We start from the raw sequence: 16,192 nt of genomic DNA on the forward strand, positions 1-16,192 counted from the left end.
CGTAGGCGGCCTGGATTCGGGGGCGAAGGCGTGGGAGTGCAGAGGGCGTTTGTATGGACTGGGGACATAGGTAACAGGTGTTCAGGGACATAGGTAACACTTTTTAGAACGTAATCGCTGGTGCTTTTACGTTTTGTTGTTCCATTATCGGCATATCACTATTCCATACTAAGGAGAGTTATATGCCGTGGAATGAGGTTACCATCATGTCTTTAAAAGAAGAGTTTGTTACTCTGGCCACTTTACCCGGGGCGAATATCTCTGAGTTGGCACGGCGATTCTCTATTAGTCGGAAGACGGCTTATAAATGGCTCTCTCGTTACCAGCAACAAGGTCTCCCGGGATTAGCTGAACGTTCACGTAAGCCCTTGTCTTCACCCTCCAAAACCGCCGATGATGTTGAACTCAAGCTGATAACGCTACGTCAACGTTATCCCGCCTGGGGACCCAGAAAGCTCAAACGATATCTGGAAAATAAAGGAGAAAGCGTCCCTGCCGTTGCCACCGTTGCCGCTATATTGAAGCGTCATCACCTCATTGAGCCTCAGGCTTCCCTACAGGCTCAACACTGGCAGCGCTTTGAACATCCTCACCCCAATGACTTGTGGCAAATGGATTTTAAGGGGTGGTTCTATGTCAGCAATCAGCGCTGCTTTCCACTGACTATTCTTGATGACCACTCTCGTTTTTCACTGTGTTTACGAGGTTGTCAGGGCGAGTCACATGACGATGTTAAACCCGTTCTGATTGATGTATTCCGCCATTACGGCTTGCCCGTTGCTATGACAATGGATAATGGGGCACCGTGGGGAGTTTCCCGAGCACATTACCGCTTTACACGTTTAAGTGCCTGGTTAATTCATCTTGGAATACGAGTGTCCCATTCACGCCCTCATCATCCTCAGACACAAGGTAAAGACGAACGTTTTCATCGTTCTTTAAAAGCGGAAGTATTAAATAATCGGGCATTTAGTGAAATGAGACAATGCCAGACGGCTTTTGATAGCTGGCGACGAATTTATAACTGCAAACGGCCTCACGATGCCTTATCACTGGAGGTACCAATCTCGCGTTATCAAATCAGTCAGCGTGCTTATCCTGAGACATTGCCTGCAATAGAATATGATGAAGGGCTGGTGGTGAGAAAGGTTCAAATGAATGGACACATCTGTCTCTATGGTAAGAGATATTTGGTCAGCAATGCATTCTGGGGATATCCGGTCCTGGTAAAAGAAACCGCTGATGAGTATGAAAGAGATATCTATTTTACTCACCAGCGTATTGCCAAAATTGACTTACGTAGGCCATTGGATTAGAAATAATGTGTAACCCATGTCTCCGAACACCTGTTACCTATGTCTATAATCCATACAGCGTTCGCCTAACGCCCTTTGCTCGGCCACGTGCACCAACGTTAATTGATACTCTGCACTGATAGTGGACGAAACTTTCGCTGTCATTAAGCTTAATTGACTGGTATTACTACAGGGAAGAGGCTTTTTTCCGCAGTTGGTCGGACTCAATAATGTCGACGCTGGATGCGCTGGGGGAGAAGGCTTCTTGCCACAGGACATAGGCAACATCTCTGGCGGGAATTGCTTTCCATTTTCCCGGTAGTAAGTGAAACAGCGGTGCGGCTAATAGCTCCGGGGTACGCGGTGTATCTCGCTTACCGATTAGCATGGAAGGGCGGGCTATGGTCAGGTGCGGCCAGTTTTGTGCGATGAGCGCCTGTTCCATTTGGCCTTTGGTTTTATTGTAAAACACCCATGATTTGGCATTGGCTCCCAGTGCACTGACCACCAGATAGTGGCTTGCGCCAAGGCGTCGGGCGGTTTTGCCACCGTGTACCGGCAAGGTAATATCGGCAAAGCGGAAGGCTTCCCGGCTACCGGCAGTTTTTTGAGTGGTGCCCAAGCAACAGAAGGCGACATCAACCGGTTCTGTCAGAGTATCAAGCAGAATTTGTACATCGCTACCGACCGGATTAATCACTTTATCGCCGATGTTGGCCAGTGGATGGCGGCTAGGGGCATAAATATGGGTAATGCGGGGATCGGATTGCAGCATGTTTAAGAGCTGGCTGCCGATGAGTCCGCTGGCGCCCAGTAATAGTGCTGTGGTTGGCATCATCTTCTCCCATGTTTGTGGTGGTAATGAATAAAGTGCCCTGAGTATTAGGGGGAATGCCGTTTACTTAAGCGTTTCATTCCATTTAACCCATTATTCCGGTTTTTACCGGGATGATGGAGTTGATGAGTCATCACATACAAAGTGTAAACGCTTAACTGACCAGCGCCCCCTTATTTAAGGAGGCGCTGATACTGCTGTTTATAAGAATAGACCAGTATTATTTGGCAATCTTCTTATATTTGATGCGGTGTGGTTCAAGGGCTTCGGCACCCAGCGTGCGTTTTTTCCACTCTTCGTATTCGGTAAAGTTACCTTCGAAGAACTCCACTTTGCCTTCATCGCCGTAGTCGAGAATATGGGTGGCAATACGGTCAAGGAACCAGCGGTCATGGGAAATAACCATGGCGCAGCCGGGGAATTCCAAGAGGGCGTTTTCCAGTGCGCGCAGGGTTTCAATATCCAGATCGTTGGTTGGTTCATCGAGCAGTAACATATTGCCGCCAACCTGCAATAGTTTCGCCAGATGCAGACGACCGCGCTCACCACCGGAAAGCTCTCCAACGCGTTTACCCTGATCGGTGCCTTTGAAGTTAAAACGACCAACGTAAGCTCGGCTTGGCAGTTCAAAGCTACCGATCTTCATCATGTCCTGACCGCCGGAGACTTCTTCCCATACCGTTTTACTGTTATCCATGCTGTCACGGAACTGATCAACGGAGGCGATTTTCACCGTGTCACCTAACACAATGCTGCCGCTATCCGGTTGTTCTTGCTGGGAGATCATCCGGAATAGGGTTGATTTACCCGCGCCGTTAGGGCCGATAATACCGACGATAGCACCTTTAGGAATCGCGAAGGACAAGTCTTCAATCAGCAGGCGGTCGCCGTAGGATTTTTGCAGGTTGCTGATTTCCAGTACTTTGTCGCCAAGGCGTGGACCCGGTGGAATAAACAGCTCGCTGGTTTCATTACGTTTTTGGTACTCAACGCTGTTAAGCTCATCAAAGCGGGCAAGACGAGCCTTGCTCTTAGCCTGACGGCCTTTAGGATTCTGACGAACCCATTCCAGCTCTTTCTCAATCGATTTACGACGGGCAGCTTCGGAAGAGGCTTCCTGTTCCAGACGCTTATCTTTCTGTTCCAGCCATGAAGAGTAGTTGCCTTCCCACGGAATACCTTCGCCGCGGTCAAGTTCCAGAATCCAGCCGGCCACGTTATCCAGGAAGTAACGGTCGTGGGTAATCGCCACCACGGTGCCTTCGTAGTCGTGCAGGAAGCGTTCTAACCAAGCGACGGATTCGGCATCCAAGTGGTTGGTTGGTTCGTCCAGCAGCAGCATGTCTGGTTTTTCCAGCAATAGGCGGCACAGGGCGACACGGCGGCGTTCACCACCGGACAGGTGCTCAATTTTGGCATCCCAAGGTGGAAGGCGCAGGGCATCAGCGGCACGCTCTAACTGGTTATCCAGGTTATGCCCGTCGTGGGACTGGATAATGGCTTCCATCTCGCCTTGTTGCTTAGCCAGCTTATCAAAATCGGCATCCGGTTCTGCATAGGCGGCATAAATTTCATCCAGACGCGTCAGCGCGTTTTGCACTTCGCTGACTGCTTCTTCAACCGCTTCTTTAACGGTTTGTTCTGGGTTGAGTTTCGGTTCTTGCGGTAAATAGCCGATCTTGATACCCGGCTGAGGGCGTGCTTCCCCTTCAATATCGGTATCAATACCCGCCATAATGCGTAGTAAGGTTGATTTACCTGCGCCGTTTAACCCCAGTACGCCGATTTTGGCACCGGGAAAGAAGCTGAGAGAGATATTTTTTAGAATATGTCGTTTCGGAGGAACTACTTTCCCGACACGATGCATAGTATAGACGTATTGTGCCATAGTCTTACAGGTATCCATTACATTGGTAGAGTACAGAATAGTCGCCTATTGTATCGTTTATCCGAGGGAAGTCTAATTTCTCCTTTATGAATAAAAATGAAGAGTTTGTTGTCTTATTGGTATTGTAGATTTTCAGGTTTTAACCAGCATAACGTTAGGTATAGAGATATACTATTGTCAGTATGTGTGTGTAACGCTAAACAGGTTTAGCCTGAGGCGCAGAGCGTAAAACAACAGGAAAAGTGAGGAAGCTTGTGACGGATAATCAGCGTAATTTGGGAAAAAGTAACTTAATTAATAAGTGTGCCCTAATGGTTGGACTAATCATGGCGGTAACAGCCCAGAGTGTATGGGCTGACTCACTCAACGCCCAGCGCGATCGCTATCAGCAGGTTAAGCAAGCGTGGGATAATAAGCAGATGGATGACGTTGCTCGCTTGATGCCAACGTTAACCGATTACCCGCTCTATCCTTATTTGGAGTATCGCCAATTGACTCAGGATTTGAGTGCATTGACGGTGGAACAGGCGGAAAAATTTACCGCGCACTATCCGACTTTACCGTTGACGCGTAATCTGAGAAATAATTTTATCAATGAGCTGGCTAACCGTCAGGATTGGCAAGGTATTGTTGATTTTTCTGCCGAAGCCCCGTCTTCTGTAGCATCTCGCTGTAACTTTTATTATGCCAAATGGGCTACTGGCCATAAACAGCAGGCCTATGATGAAGCGAAAACTATTTGGTTAAGCGGCCAGTCTCTCCCAGCCTCCTGTGACAAATTATTTAGTGAATGGCGTAATGCCGGTCATCAGACTCCGCTGGTTACCCTGGAGCGTATTCGTATGGCCAGTCAGGCCGACAATACGTCTCTGGTGACATCGCTGGTGAATCAACTGCCAGCCAATTATCAAACGATTGGTGAAAGCGTTGGCAAACTGCAGAAGGATCCGATGACGGTTGAATCTTTTGCGGCGAACCTGTCACCAACCGATTTTACCCGTGAAGAAACCCGCCTGGCTTTTGCAAAAGTTGTCCGTAAAGACGTAGAGAAGGCGCGCTCTATTTTGCCGCAAATTGTACGTCAGCAAAAAATGAGTCAATCCGAACGGCAGGCGTTGGAAGATATGATTGCTGGTCGACTGATTAACAATAATACCACTGATGAACAGGCGAGATGGCGCGATGCCACCCTTGCTCGCAGTAGCAATGGCGATTTAATCGAGCGGCGGATTCGCTTGGCGCTAAGTAATGCCGATAAATCGGGCGTGTCTCAATGGATTAGCCGCTTACCCGCTGACGCTGCGGCAAAAGAAGAGTGGCGTTATTGGAAGGCCGATGCGTTACTGGAAAGAGGTCAGCGTGCTGAAGGGCAAGCCATTTTGCGTGAGTTGATTAACACTCGTGGTTTTTATCCGATGGTGGCCGCTCAACGTTTAGGGATTCATTATCCGGTCAGAGTGGAAACTGCGGTTAAACCAACTAAAGCATTGACTCAGCGCTCTGAAGTGAATCGCGTGCGCGAACTGATGTACTGGCGTCAGGATAATCTGGCACGAACCGAGTGGCGTAACCTGATCCAGAGTTTATCCAAACCGGATCAGGAAGCGCTGGCACGTTATGCTTACGATCAAGACTGGGCCGACCTTAGCGTACAGGCCACCATCGTTGCGAAGCTGTGGGATCATATTGAAGAGCGTTTTCCTTTGGCTTATCCAACGTTGTTTAAAACCTCAACCAATGATAAAGAAATTACAGTTTCGTTTGCGATGGCCATCGCTCGTCAGGAAAGCGCCTGGAATCCTCAGGCTCAATCACCGGTTGGCGCACGAGGGTTAATGCAATTGATGCCGGCAACGGCTAAGCAAACGGCAAAAAGAAATGACATCAACCATTACAGTAACGTTAGCCAGCTATTTGATCCACAAACCAATATTCGGTTAGGTACCAGCTATTTGGAACATACTTATCAAACGTTTAACCGTAACCGTATCTTGGCCGCTGCGGCTTATAATGCGGGGCCGGGTAGGGTAAATAGTTGGTTAAATAATAGCGCCGGGCGCTTGGATGCGGTGGCTTTTGTGGAAAGCATTCCGTTTAATGAAACCCGGGGTTATGTGAAGAATGTGTTGGCATATGATTTGTTTTACCGCAGCTTTATGAGTCAGCCAACGGTAGTCATGACCGATGCGGAATGGAAACGCAGTTACTGATAATGTGCTTAGTTCTGCATTTTTTCCCCGGCTTATGATATTGTACTAGTGAGATAGTTCGTTAGCCGGGGTTTATAGAATGTCAGAACAACATAAGCAGCAGGATTGGCAAAGCTTTGTCATGCTATTACAACAAGCATTTACCGATGGTCACCAGCAGGCGCTATTACAGCTTTTAATGACGCCGGATGAACGTGAATCATTTGGTACTCGGGTAAGAATTGTTGAAGAGCTAATGCGCGGCAATATGAGCCAGAGGGAATTGAAAAGTGAATTAGGGGCAGGTATTGCCACTATCACCCGCGGTTCCAACAGTCTGAAAATCGCTGAGCCAGCATTTAGAGCCTGGTTGGAAGACGCGTTGATTAATGAGAAAAAATAGTCAGCTCAGCTTGAATAATGTTTTGAGTTAACTCGCATTATTCAAGCTGGTTTTTATTTGGTATGTACCTGATAGATTTCGTTATGGAAAGGTACAAATGCCAGCAGTAGGGCCTGTTGATAAACGCTAGTGCGTGAAAGTTTACCGCCGGTAAACAAACCGATGGCTCCACCCTGCTGTTTAATATTACTGACGCCGGTCAGCTCAGCCATTTCGTCACCCAGCTCTTTTCCTTCGTATAGATTTTTTAAAATAACTGGGGGCAGCGTCAGGCTGGCGGAACGCGCTTCGCCACGACAGCGATTATTTTCAATGACAATCCAGGCAAAAGTCATATCATCATCAATACCTGCTTCTATGCCGATCCAGAAATCAGCTTCCGGTCTTACCTGACGTGCAGACATCACACGATGACGGGCACCGGTTCTGGTTTCTTTATCACCCATAGGTTGATTAGGAACGCCGCTATTAACTTCAACGCTTTCGATACGACAGCTGTCAGGACCGAATAGCTCATCAAAGGCTAGACGGATGGCGTTTATTTTGGCAGGGTTAGTGGTTGCAGCAATTACGTGATACATAGTTAAATCAAGATAGTAAGAAGACAATTCCCACAGTATAACGGATAACAGGCATGACACAGGTATACTTAATTCGACATGGTGAAACAGAATGGAACGTAGCCCGCAAAATTCAAGGGCAAACGGACAGTAATTTAACCCAAATGGGTGAGAGTCAGGCTCGACAAGCCGGGATGCGATTACAAAATATGGGGATAACTCATATTATCGCTAGCGACTTAGGTCGAACGCGTCGTACCGCTGAGCTTCTGGCTGAATACTGCCAGATTGAACCCACCTTTGATGCCCGCTTGCGTGAGCTTAATATGGGTATTTTGGAACAGCGCTGTATTGATTCGCTGACGGAAGAAGAAGAACACTTACGCCTGCAGATTCTGAACGGCAATCCTGATGGACGTATTCCTGAAGGGGAGTCATTAAGCGAATTAACCGCGCGTATGCGTGCGGTATTGGACGATTGTAAGAAACTTCCACAGGGGAGTCGCCCGGTGCTGGTTAGCCACGGCATCGCTTTGGGAAGCTTGCTGGGTAATGTGTTAGGGCTTCCGCCTTATGCAGAGCGTCGTTTACGTTTGCGTAACTGCTCACTCTCTTTGGTAGAGGGCCAGAATAGTCCCTGGCTCGCTCCGGGTTGGGTGGTGGAATTTGCCGGCGATACACAGCATCTGACGGCAAATGCCCTTGATGAAATCCAGCGTTAACGCTGGATTGGTATCATATATTCACCGCTAATCACCGCAGGGGTCGCGTCACCGACCTTCCCCTGTTTGGGGTGAAATATCTCAATATCATAACCCTTACGGCGCGTCAGCTTCAGTAACGGCAGACAGGTTCCGTAAAGGGTCATGACAAAGTGTTGTAAGTCTTCTGGCGGCCCATTATAGCGAAACAGGGCATATTCTCCCGACTGTAGCGTAATCGGGTGACCTTCTACGCCTTGAGGAACATGCTGTGGTTCTAGCGCGGTGGTATAGAACACTTCCTGCTCATCGTCTTTTTCCTGACTTGGACGAGAGTGATTCAGACCATACAGAATCGGCGGAATATCTACCGGCAGTGTGCCCAGATATTGTTTCCAAAACTGAGTGCGGATCTGCGTTTTGGATTGAAAGATATCTTCCAGTCGACAGGTGTAGCTTTGGGTTACGCCAATAAGCTGTTTCTCTTCCTGCATAACGTATTCAACCGGGATTAAGTTATTGTCGGATAACTTAATGGGTGGACACATGCCGATGGCACTCCATGAATCGGAGCGACGATAAAAAGCGGGGGTTTGGGCAAACTGTTTCTTAAAAGCTCGGGTGAATGTCTGTTGGGAATCAAAACGATATTGTAAGGCGACATCTAATATCGGGCGGGCTGTTAATCTCAGAGCAACAGCGGCTTTTGATAATCGGCGAGCTCTAATATAAGAACCAATCGCTTGTCCGGTAATGTCTTTAAACATCCTTTGCAGATGCCACTTAGAATAGCCTGATTTGGCAGCAACATTATCCAGCGATAATGGTTGATCTAAATGACTCTCTAGCCAGTGAAGGAGATCGTGGATAATACTGGCTTGATCCATAAAAAACTTCCTCATCATTGGGGCGCATTATCTACAATGAGTACCGCTATGTTGGCTTGTAACACGGGTTGCCAGTACATCATGGAAAACGCTTTTAAGCAATTCAATGATATTGGCGTAATATTGAGCTTGAAACAAGGTATTACTGTTCGATATGACGACAATTTTTTCATAAGGGTAATTTTTGTTTATGTGGTTTCTCGTTTATTGTTATTGATAAACAAAGTGAGCAACATGGTCTGGATAAGAGATGATTTAACGTATAACTTAACGATAATTAGGCTAATATTTTGATTGCTATACCGTTTGCCGGAGAAAATTAATGAGTAAAGTTATGTTGGGTGTTTGCTCTTTAGCGCTGTTTTTTTCTGCCGCTCTGAGGTCAGAACAGATTGGATCGGTTGATACTGTATTTAAGCTATTGGGGCCAGATCATAAAATTGTTATTGAAGCGTTTGATGATCCTGAGGTCGACAATGTGACCTGTTATTTGAGTCGGGCGAAAACCGGCGGAATCAAAGGGGGCTTGGGGTTAGCTGAAGATACCGCCGATGGCGCTATTTCTTGTATTCAGGTTGGGCCTGTTACGCTTAGTGATAAGGTTAAAAGTCGTAAAGCGGATGGTGAGACGGTATTTCGTAAGAGAACATCCATCATTTTTAAAACCATGCAGGTGGTGCGTTTTTATGATGATAAGCGTAATACGCTGGTGTACTTAGTCTATTCCGATAAAGTGATTGATGGCTCACCGAAAAATGCGTTAAGTACCGTTCCGATTATTCCATGGGGAACGGAAGCTTTAGCCAAATAATGATTGTTGAATTAAATCAGACAATAAAAAAACCAGCTTTAAAGCTGGTTTTTTATTCGGGATGGTTTGAATTACTCTTCAAGATCGCCGCAGAAACGATAGCCTTCACCATGAATGGTGGCAATGATTTCCGGTGTATCTGGAATGGATTCAAAGTGCTTACGGATACGACGGATAGTAACGTCAACCGTACGGTCATGAGGTTTTAGTTCACGGCCGGTCATTTTTTTCAGTAGCTCTTCACGGGACTGGATTTTTCCTGGGTTCTCACAAAAATGCAGCATCGCACGGAATTCACTGCGCGGTAGCTTGAACATTTCACCAGCAGGATCGATTAAAGAGCGGCTGTTGATATCCAACGTCCAACCGTTAAATTTATAGTTTTCAACCAGCTTGCGTTCTTCGCCGCTGACGGCACTTAAATTCATGGTACGGGATAGCAGATTACGCGCACGGATAGTCAGTTCGCGAGGATTAAATGGCTTGGTGATGTAATCATCGGCACCAATTTCCAAGCCAAGAATTTTATCTACTTCGTTATCTCTACCGGTTAAGAACATCAAGGCGACGGCTGCCTGCTCACGAAGCTCACGAGCAAGCAACAGGCCATTTTTACCTGGCAGATTGATATCCATGATGACCAGATTAATATTATGGTCGGATAAAATCCGATGCATCTCAGCACCATCATTGGCTTCAAAGACAACGTATCCTTCCGCCTCGAAAATGCTTTTTAATGTGTTACGAGTTACTAGTTCGTCTTCAACGATCAGGATATGCGGGGTTTGCATGTCTGTTACCTAATTTGCCAACAAAATCAAATTTAATATTACAGCGGCCGCATTTAACTTTATAGCGTTAAAATAAGCTACTGCAGTATAAGGGACGAATCCCCAATCAATTTTTCAAATTTCAACACAATCGTAGGTTCGGCTAAGGTAACCACTTAACATACCGCTGATTTGTTAAAATCAATCGTTTATTACTCTTTATTGTAGCAGTAATATAACAGGAGTCTCGCTTTTGCCGATCAACAAAATTGTTGCTTGTTGATATATATCAATAATAGTTATAGCACATTAGCCGATTTGTGAGAAAAATCTACAAAATTAGCCCATGCCAGTTGCTATTCATTGACATTTTATTCACATGAAAGGTCAATAAACACGCATTCTATCGAGGGTTTAAATGACGTTTTTCTCTAATGTTATTAAGGAGTGTGCCATGAAAAGGGGATTTTCTCCTGTTTTGTTGGAAAAGAAAATAATTTTTAACAAATATTTTTCAAATATAACCTTTATGAAACCCTATAAATACAAGGGATAATGGGGAGATATGCTGGCTAAATTCATCCCGAAAGGTGATACGATATTGAGGGACAGGATTCATTGCGCGACATTTTTCGTAATATAACCCGTTAAAATTGTAGAAAAAACGAACAAAAAGCGGCAAGAAATAGATATGTTATTTTTTTCTAGAGGTTTTTTCTTGATATCGTTTTGATTTTTAAAAGTATTATTTATGTTTTTTACGTTGGTAGTGGACGCTGGCGTGTAATTAATTTGAATAAAAAACAAAAAAAAATTGACTCTTAATCATAATTGCTTTAACCGTATATAGCGTTAACTGAATATTTTTATTTATTTCTGAGACAGACAGATTATGAAAAGCATCGACAGCCTGATTATTACAACCACCATCACCGGTACAATTGGTAGCGGGGCGGGCTGACGCTTAAACAAAATAAAAAAGCCCGCACCGTAAATCGAGTGCGGGTTTTTTTTTGCTGATTTTTAATAATGATTTAAATCTTAAGGCAGGAGAGGCCAAGAAATGCGAGTTCTGAAATTTGGCGGTACATCAGTAGCGAATTCTGAACGCTTTTTACGCGTAGCAGATATCATCGAAAATAATGCACGTCAGAGTCAGGTCGCTACGATACTGTCTGCTCCGGCAAAAATTACTAACCATTTGGTTGCCATGATTGAGAAAACCGTTGCGGGTCAGGACGTGGTGACCAATATCATGGATGCAGAACAGATTTTTGCCCAACTGCTAAAGGGATTGGCGGAAGACCAACCAGGGTTTGAATATAGCCGGTTAAAAAGTGTAGTTGAGCAGGAGTTTGCCCAGCTTAAGCATGTTCTCCACGGTATCTCACTGTTAGGCCAATGCCCTGACAGTGTGAATGCGTCGATTATCAGTCGCGGTGAAAAGCTCTCTATCGCGATTATGGAGTCAGTATTCCAGGCCAGAGGATACGGTGTTACCGTGATTAATCCGGTCGCTATGCTGTTGGCTCACGGTCATTACCTTGAATCGACCGTCGATATTACTGAATCCACTCGCCGACTGGTGGAAATGGGTATCCCTAAAGATCACGTGGTCCTGATGGCGGGCTTTACTGCCGGTAACGAAAAAGGTGAATTGGTGGTGTTAGGGCGTAACGGCTCGGATTACTCCGCAGCGGTGTTAGCAGCCTGTTTACGTGCTGATAGTTGTGAAATCTGGACGGATGTTGATGGCGTCTATACTTGTGACCCGCGCTCGGTGCCTGACGCGAAGCTATTAAAGTCGATGTCTTATCAAGAGGCCATGGAGCTGTCCTATTTTGGCGCTAAAGTTCTCCATCCTCGCACCATCGCCCCTATCGCCCAGTTCCAGATTCCTTGCCTGATTAAAAACACCTCTAACCCACAAGCCCCCGGAACCTTGATTAGCCGAGAAAGCGGTGACGATCGTTATCCGGTGAAAGGCATTACCAACCTGAATAATATGGCGATGATCAATGTATCGGGTCCAGGCATGAAAGGAATGGTGGGGATGGCGGCTCGGGTGTTCTCGGTGATGTCACGGGCGGGGATTTCTGTGGTATTGATTACCCAATCGTCTTCAGAATACAGCATCAGTTTCTGTGTGCCACAAAGTGAATTGTCCCGCGCCAGAAAAGCGCTGGAAGATGAATTCTATCTGGAACTGAAAGATGGTTTGTTAGATCCACTTGATGTGGTTGAGAAGCTGGCGATCATTTCGGTGATTGGTGACAACATGCGTACGCTACGCGGCATGTCTGCGCGTTTCTTTAGTGCGCTAGCCCGGGCAAACATTAATATTGTCGCCATTGCTCAAGGTTCGTCAGAGCGTTCTATTTCTGCGGTAGTTAACAATGATTCTGCAACAACGGCGGTGCGTGCCAGCCATCAGGTACTTTTTGGTACCAGTCAGGTGCTGGACGTATTCTTGATTGGCGTTGGTGGTGTCGGTGGGGCGTTGTTGGATCAGATCTATCGTCAGCAGCCGTGGTTAAAGCATAAAAATATTGAACTGCGAGTATGTGGTATTGCTAACTCTCGCGGTATGGTGACCAACACTCTGGGTATCGATTTAACCAACTGGCGTGAAGCATTAGCCGCGGCAGAAGAGCCGTTTAATCTGGGCCGTTTGATTCGTTTGGTGAAAGAGTATCATCTGTTGAATCCGGTTATTGTGGATTGTACTTCCAGTCAGGAAGTGGCATCACAATATGCTGATTTTCTGGCCGATGGTTTCCATGTCATCACGCCTAACAAGAAAGCCAATACCGGTTCGATGAACTATTATCATCAGCTACGCCAGGCTGCCAGCGTGGGTAACCGTAAGTTTCTTTATGATACTAACGTTGGTGCCGGATTACCGGTTATCGAAAACTTGCAAAATTTATTGAATGCCGGTGATGAATTAATGCGTTTTTCCGGTATTCTTTCCGGCTCATTATCGTTTATTTTCGGTATGCTGGATGAAGGTTTAAGCTTATCTGAAGCGACTAAGCTGGCGAAAGAGAAGGGCTATACCGAGCCGGATCCTCGCGATGATTTATCCGGTATGGACGTTGCTCGTAAGCTGTTAATTCTGGCGCGTGAAGCGGGTTATGCGTTAGAGCTCGACCAGATTAATGTGGAGTCCGTCCTGCCTGCTTCGTTTGATGCCAGTGGTGATGTTGATACCTTTATGCAGCGCTTGCCTCAACTGGATAGTGAGTTTGCTCAGCGGGTTGAACTGGCGGCTAAGCAGGGTAACGTGTTACGTTACGTTGGTTTGATTGAAGATGGCCAATGCCGAGTGAAAATTGAAGCGGTGGATGGTAACGATCCGCTGTTTAAAGTAAAAAATGGGGAAAATGCGCTGGCGTTTTATACCCGTTATTATCAGCCGTTGCCGTTAGTCTTACGCGGTTACGGTGCAGGGAATGATGTGACTGCTGCTGGCGTATTTGCCGATATGTTACGTACGCTGTCAGGAAAGCTGGGAGTTTAAAATGATAAGAATATATGCGCCTGCCTCAATTGGTAACGTCAGCGTGGGTTTTGATGTGCTGGGCGCGGCGGTATCGCCGGTGGATGGCACCCTGCTAGGGGACTGCGTCAGTATTCAGTCTGCCGATCGGTTTAGCCTGAGCAATAAAGGGCGTTTTGTCAGTAAATTACCGACTGAGCCTAAAGAAAATATTGTTTATCAATGCTGGGAGCTGTTTTGTCAGCGTCTGGGGCGTGAATTGCCCGTTGCAATGGTGTTGGAAAAGAATATGCCGATTGGATCCGGACTCGGATCCAGCGCTTGTTCTGTGGTTGCCGGTTTAATGGCGTTGAATGAATATTGTGACAATCCATTTAATGAAACAGAATTGCTTGCCATGATGGGAGAACTGGAAGGTCGAATTTCCGGTAGCGTCCATTATGATAATGTTGCTCCCTGCTATTTGGGTGGCATGCAACTGATGTTGGAAGAGAATGGTATTATTAGTCAGTCAGTGCCAGGTTTTGACGACTGGTACTGGGTGATGGCTTATCCGGGCATTAAAGTCTCGACCGCGGAAGCGCGGGCGATTCTACCAGCACAGTATTTGCGTCAGGATTGTGTTCGCCACGGTCGTTATCTGGCTGGCTTTATTCACGCCTGCCATACGCAGCAGCCTGAACTGGCCGCTAAGCTGATGCAGGACGTGATTGCTGAACCCTATCGTACCCGTTTATTACCCGGTTTTGCTGAAGCTCGTAAAGCCGCTCAGGATATCGGTGCACTGGCCTGTGGAATTTCTGGTTCTGGCCCAACGCTGTTTGCCGTCAGCGATTGTTTGGAAACCGCTCACCGTCTGGCTGACTGGCTATCCAAACACTATGTACAAAATGATGAAGGCTTTGTTCACGTTTGCCGTCTGGATACCGCCGGTGCCCGTAAATTGGATTAATGGAAAATAGCGACACAATGAAACTGTATAACTTAAAAGATCATAATGAACAGGTTAATTTTGCCCAAGCGGTACGTCAGGGATTAGGTAAACAGCAGGGGCTATTCTTCCCAGCGGATCTGCCGGCGTTTGATAGCTCGGAAATTGATGAACTGCTGGCTATGGATTTTGTCAGCCGCAGTGCTCGTATTCTGTCGGCTTATATTGGTGAAGAGATTGCTGCTGCTGATGTTGCTAAGCGCGTTGCGAATGCATTTCAGTTCCCGGCACCCGTGGTGCCGGTAGAAAAAGATATCGGCACGTTAGAGCTATTCCATGGCCCAACGTTGGCATTTAAAGACTTCGGCGGGCGCATTATGGCGCAGATGTTGACGCAAGTGGCTGGCGATACGCCGGTGACCATTCTAACCGCTACTTCCGGCGATACTGGTGCGGCGGTTGCCCACGCATTCTATGGCCTGAAGAATGTACGAGTCGTTATTCTTTATCCGAACGGTAAAATCAGTCCATTACAGGAAAAACTGTTTTGTACGCTGGGCGGTAATATTCATACCGTTGCGATTGATGGGGATTTTGATGCCTGTCAGGCGCTGGTTAAGCAGGCATTTGATGATGAAGAGCTGAAGGTAGCGTTGGGTCTTAACTCCGCCAACTCAATCAATATCAGTCGGTTGTTGGCGCAAATCTGTTATTACTTTGAGGCGGTGGCGCAACTAACGCCAGCACAGCGTGAGCAACTGGTGATTTCAGTTCCAAGCGGTAACTTCGGGGATTTAACCGCTGGTTTACTGGCTAAATCCATGGGCTTACCGATTAAACGCTTTATCGCCGCGACCAATGCGAATGATACCGTACCGCGCTATTTGGATGAGGGGAAATGGCTGCCGAATAAAACCGTGGCAACCTTATCTAATGCGATGGACGTGAGTCAGCCAAATAACTGGCCGCGCATTGAAGAACTGTATCGTCGTAAAGAGTGGTCACTGAAGTCGCTTGGCCATGGTGCCGTTAGTGATGAAACCACCCGTGAAACCATGCGTGAAATGGCTAAGTTAGGCTATACCTCAGAACCACACGGTGCCATTGCTTATCGTCTGTTGCGTGATGAATTGCAAGAAGGGGAATATGGTCTGTTCCTTGGTACTGCGCATCCAGCGAAGTTTAAAGAGAGCGTGGAAGAAATCTTAGGCACAACCTTGGCATTGCCTCAAGCGTTAGCTGAGCGTGCGGATCTGCCGCTGTTATCCCACAATTTACCTGATGGATTTGCCCCGTTACGTGCATTCCTGATGGCATTACCTAAGTAGTTGATTAGGGGAGAGGACATATCATATGGCTCGAGAAAGGGCCATATGGGATTGTTGACAAGATCGTTTAATTTGATCTCAGTGAATATTTC

The 16,192-nt window shown here is 46.6% G+C and carries 13 protein-coding genes and 1 other annotated feature; of the genes, 8 read left to right on the plus strand and 5 right to left on the minus strand.

The window, feature by feature from the left end:
• Window positions 1–182: 182 nt before the first annotated feature.
• A complete protein-coding gene (locus EL341_RS03465; protein ID WP_126466704.1) occupies window positions 183–1,316 on the plus strand; it encodes an IS481 family transposase in 1,134 nt (377 codons plus the stop codon).
• A 166-nt stretch (window positions 1,317–1,482) separates the two neighbouring features.
• Here EL341_RS03465 and EL341_RS03470 read toward each other — a convergent pair whose 3' ends face one another.
• On the minus strand, window positions 1,483–2,130 hold the full coding sequence (locus EL341_RS03470) for a Rossmann-fold NAD(P)-binding domain-containing protein (protein WP_114986249.1): 648 nt from the start codon (window positions 2,128–2,130) through the stop codon (window positions 1,483–1,485).
• Between the two features lie 220 nt (window positions 2,131–2,350).
• On the minus strand, window positions 2,351–4,018 hold the full coding sequence (ettA, locus tag EL341_RS03475; RefSeq protein ID WP_074820175.1) for an energy-dependent translational throttle protein EttA: 1,668 nt from the start codon (window positions 4,016–4,018) through the stop codon (window positions 2,351–2,353).
• A gap of 311 nt (window positions 4,019–4,329) precedes the next feature.
• Between ettA and sltY the strand changes: the two genes are divergently transcribed.
• Both sltY and trpR read left to right on the plus strand, forming a co-directional pair.
• On the plus strand, window positions 4,330–6,228 hold the full coding sequence (gene sltY / locus EL341_RS03480; protein WP_074820601.1) for a murein transglycosylase: 1,899 nt from the start codon (window positions 4,330–4,332) through the stop codon (window positions 6,226–6,228).
• Between the two features lie 79 nt (window positions 6,229–6,307).
• Window positions 6,308–6,610 (plus strand): trp operon repressor, encoded by a 303-nt coding sequence (gene trpR / locus EL341_RS03485; protein WP_047780060.1) that lies wholly within the window; start codon window positions 6,308–6,310, stop codon window positions 6,608–6,610.
• 53 nt (window positions 6,611–6,663) lie between these two features.
• On the opposite strand, the gene yjjX is transcribed toward trpR, so the two are convergent.
• Window positions 6,664–7,191, minus strand: coding sequence for an inosine/xanthosine triphosphatase (yjjX, locus tag EL341_RS03490; RefSeq protein ID WP_047780061.1), 528 nt, complete (start codon window positions 7,189–7,191; stop codon window positions 6,664–6,666).
• A gap of 53 nt (window positions 7,192–7,244) precedes the next feature.
• On the opposite strand from yjjX, the gene gpmB reads away from it, so the two are divergent.
• The gene (gpmB, locus tag EL341_RS03495; RefSeq protein ID WP_074820173.1) at window positions 7,245–7,892 is read left to right on the plus strand and encodes a 2,3-diphosphoglycerate-dependent phosphoglycerate mutase GpmB; all 648 of its coding nucleotides are present in this window, start codon (window positions 7,245–7,247) and stop codon (window positions 7,890–7,892) included.
• Here gpmB and robA read toward each other — a convergent pair.
• Window positions 7,889–8,758 (minus strand): MDR efflux pump AcrAB transcriptional activator RobA, encoded by an 870-nt coding sequence (robA, locus tag EL341_RS03500; protein ID WP_126467037.1) that lies wholly within the window; start codon window positions 8,756–8,758, stop codon window positions 7,889–7,891. The two genes, gpmB and robA, sit on opposite strands and share 4 nt — an antisense overlap.
• A gap of 322 nt (window positions 8,759–9,080) precedes the next feature.
• Here robA and creA point away from each other — a divergent pair, with 322 nt between their 5' ends.
• On the plus strand, window positions 9,081–9,569 hold the full coding sequence (creA, locus tag EL341_RS03505; RefSeq protein ID WP_047780065.1) for a protein CreA: 489 nt from the start codon (window positions 9,081–9,083) through the stop codon (window positions 9,567–9,569).
• A gap of 71 nt (window positions 9,570–9,640) precedes the next feature.
• Here creA and arcA read toward each other — a convergent pair whose 3' ends face one another.
• Window positions 9,641–10,360, minus strand: coding sequence for a two-component system response regulator ArcA (arcA, locus tag EL341_RS03510; RefSeq protein WP_047780066.1), 720 nt, complete (start codon window positions 10,358–10,360; stop codon window positions 9,641–9,643).
• A gap of 881 nt (window positions 10,361–11,241) precedes the next feature.
• Window positions 11,242–11,355, plus strand: a sequence feature (Thr leader region).
• Window positions 11,356–11,402: 47 nt separating this feature from the next.
• Here arcA and thrA point away from each other — a divergent pair.
• From thrA to thrC, 3 genes are read left to right on the plus strand one after another with little or no spacing between them, the layout of a single operon-like run.
• Window positions 11,403–13,862 carry a bifunctional aspartate kinase/homoserine dehydrogenase I gene (gene thrA, locus EL341_RS03515; RefSeq protein ID WP_126467039.1) on the plus strand — a complete coding sequence of 820 codons (2,460 nt, stop codon included), beginning with the start codon at window positions 11,403–11,405 and terminating at the stop codon, window positions 13,860–13,862.
• Between the two features lies 1 nt (window position 13,863).
• Complete coding sequence (gene thrB / locus EL341_RS03520; protein ID WP_047780068.1) at window positions 13,864–14,793, plus strand: homoserine kinase; 930 nt, start codon at window positions 13,864–13,866, stop codon at window positions 14,791–14,793.
• A 17-nt stretch (window positions 14,794–14,810) separates the two neighbouring features.
• Window positions 14,811–16,100: a threonine synthase gene (gene thrC, locus EL341_RS03525; RefSeq protein ID WP_047780069.1), complete on the plus strand. Its 1,290-nt coding sequence runs from the start codon at window positions 14,811–14,813 to the stop codon at window positions 16,098–16,100.
• Window positions 16,101–16,192 lie beyond the last annotated feature (92 nt).

The organism is Pragia fontium, from assembly GCF_900638655.1.
In the GTDB taxonomy this organism is placed as follows: Bacteria; Pseudomonadota; Gammaproteobacteria; order Enterobacterales; family Enterobacteriaceae; genus Pragia; species Pragia fontium.

Excerpts from the sequence above, each read along its gene's own strand:
- gpmB (WP_074820173.1), top strand. The coding sequence starts at position 7,245 with ATGACACAGGTATACTTAATTCGACATGGTGAAACAGAATGGAACGTA.
- thrA (WP_126467039.1), top strand. The coding sequence starts at position 11,403 with ATGCGAGTTCTGAAATTTGGCGGTACATCAGTAGCGAATTCTGAACGC.
- trpR (WP_047780060.1), top strand. The coding sequence starts at position 6,308 with ATGTCAGAACAACATAAGCAGCAGGATTGGCAAAGCTTTGTCATGCTA.
- thrB (WP_047780068.1), top strand. The coding sequence starts at position 13,864 with ATGATAAGAATATATGCGCCTGCCTCAATTGGTAACGTCAGCGTGGGT.
- robA (WP_126467037.1), bottom strand. The coding sequence starts at position 8,758 with ATGGATCAAGCCAGTATTATCCACGATCTCCTTCACTGGCTAGAGAGT.
- arcA (WP_047780066.1), bottom strand. The coding sequence starts at position 10,360 with ATGCAAACCCCGCATATCCTGATCGTTGAAGACGAACTAGTAACTCGT.
- ettA (WP_074820175.1), bottom strand. The coding sequence starts at position 4,018 with ATGGCACAATACGTCTATACTATGCATCGTGTCGGGAAAGTAGTTCCT.
- thrC (WP_047780069.1), top strand. The coding sequence starts at position 14,811 with ATGAAACTGTATAACTTAAAAGATCATAATGAACAGGTTAATTTTGCC.
- EL341_RS03470 (WP_114986249.1), bottom strand. The coding sequence starts at position 2,130 with ATGCCAACCACAGCACTATTACTGGGCGCCAGCGGACTCATCGGCAGC.
- EL341_RS03465 (WP_126466704.1), top strand. The coding sequence starts at position 183 with ATGCCGTGGAATGAGGTTACCATCATGTCTTTAAAAGAAGAGTTTGTT.
- sltY (WP_074820601.1), top strand. The coding sequence starts at position 4,330 with ATGGTTGGACTAATCATGGCGGTAACAGCCCAGAGTGTATGGGCTGAC.
- yjjX (WP_047780061.1), bottom strand. The coding sequence starts at position 7,191 with ATGTATCACGTAATTGCTGCAACCACTAACCCTGCCAAAATAAACGCC.
- creA (WP_047780065.1), top strand. The coding sequence starts at position 9,081 with ATGAGTAAAGTTATGTTGGGTGTTTGCTCTTTAGCGCTGTTTTTTTCT.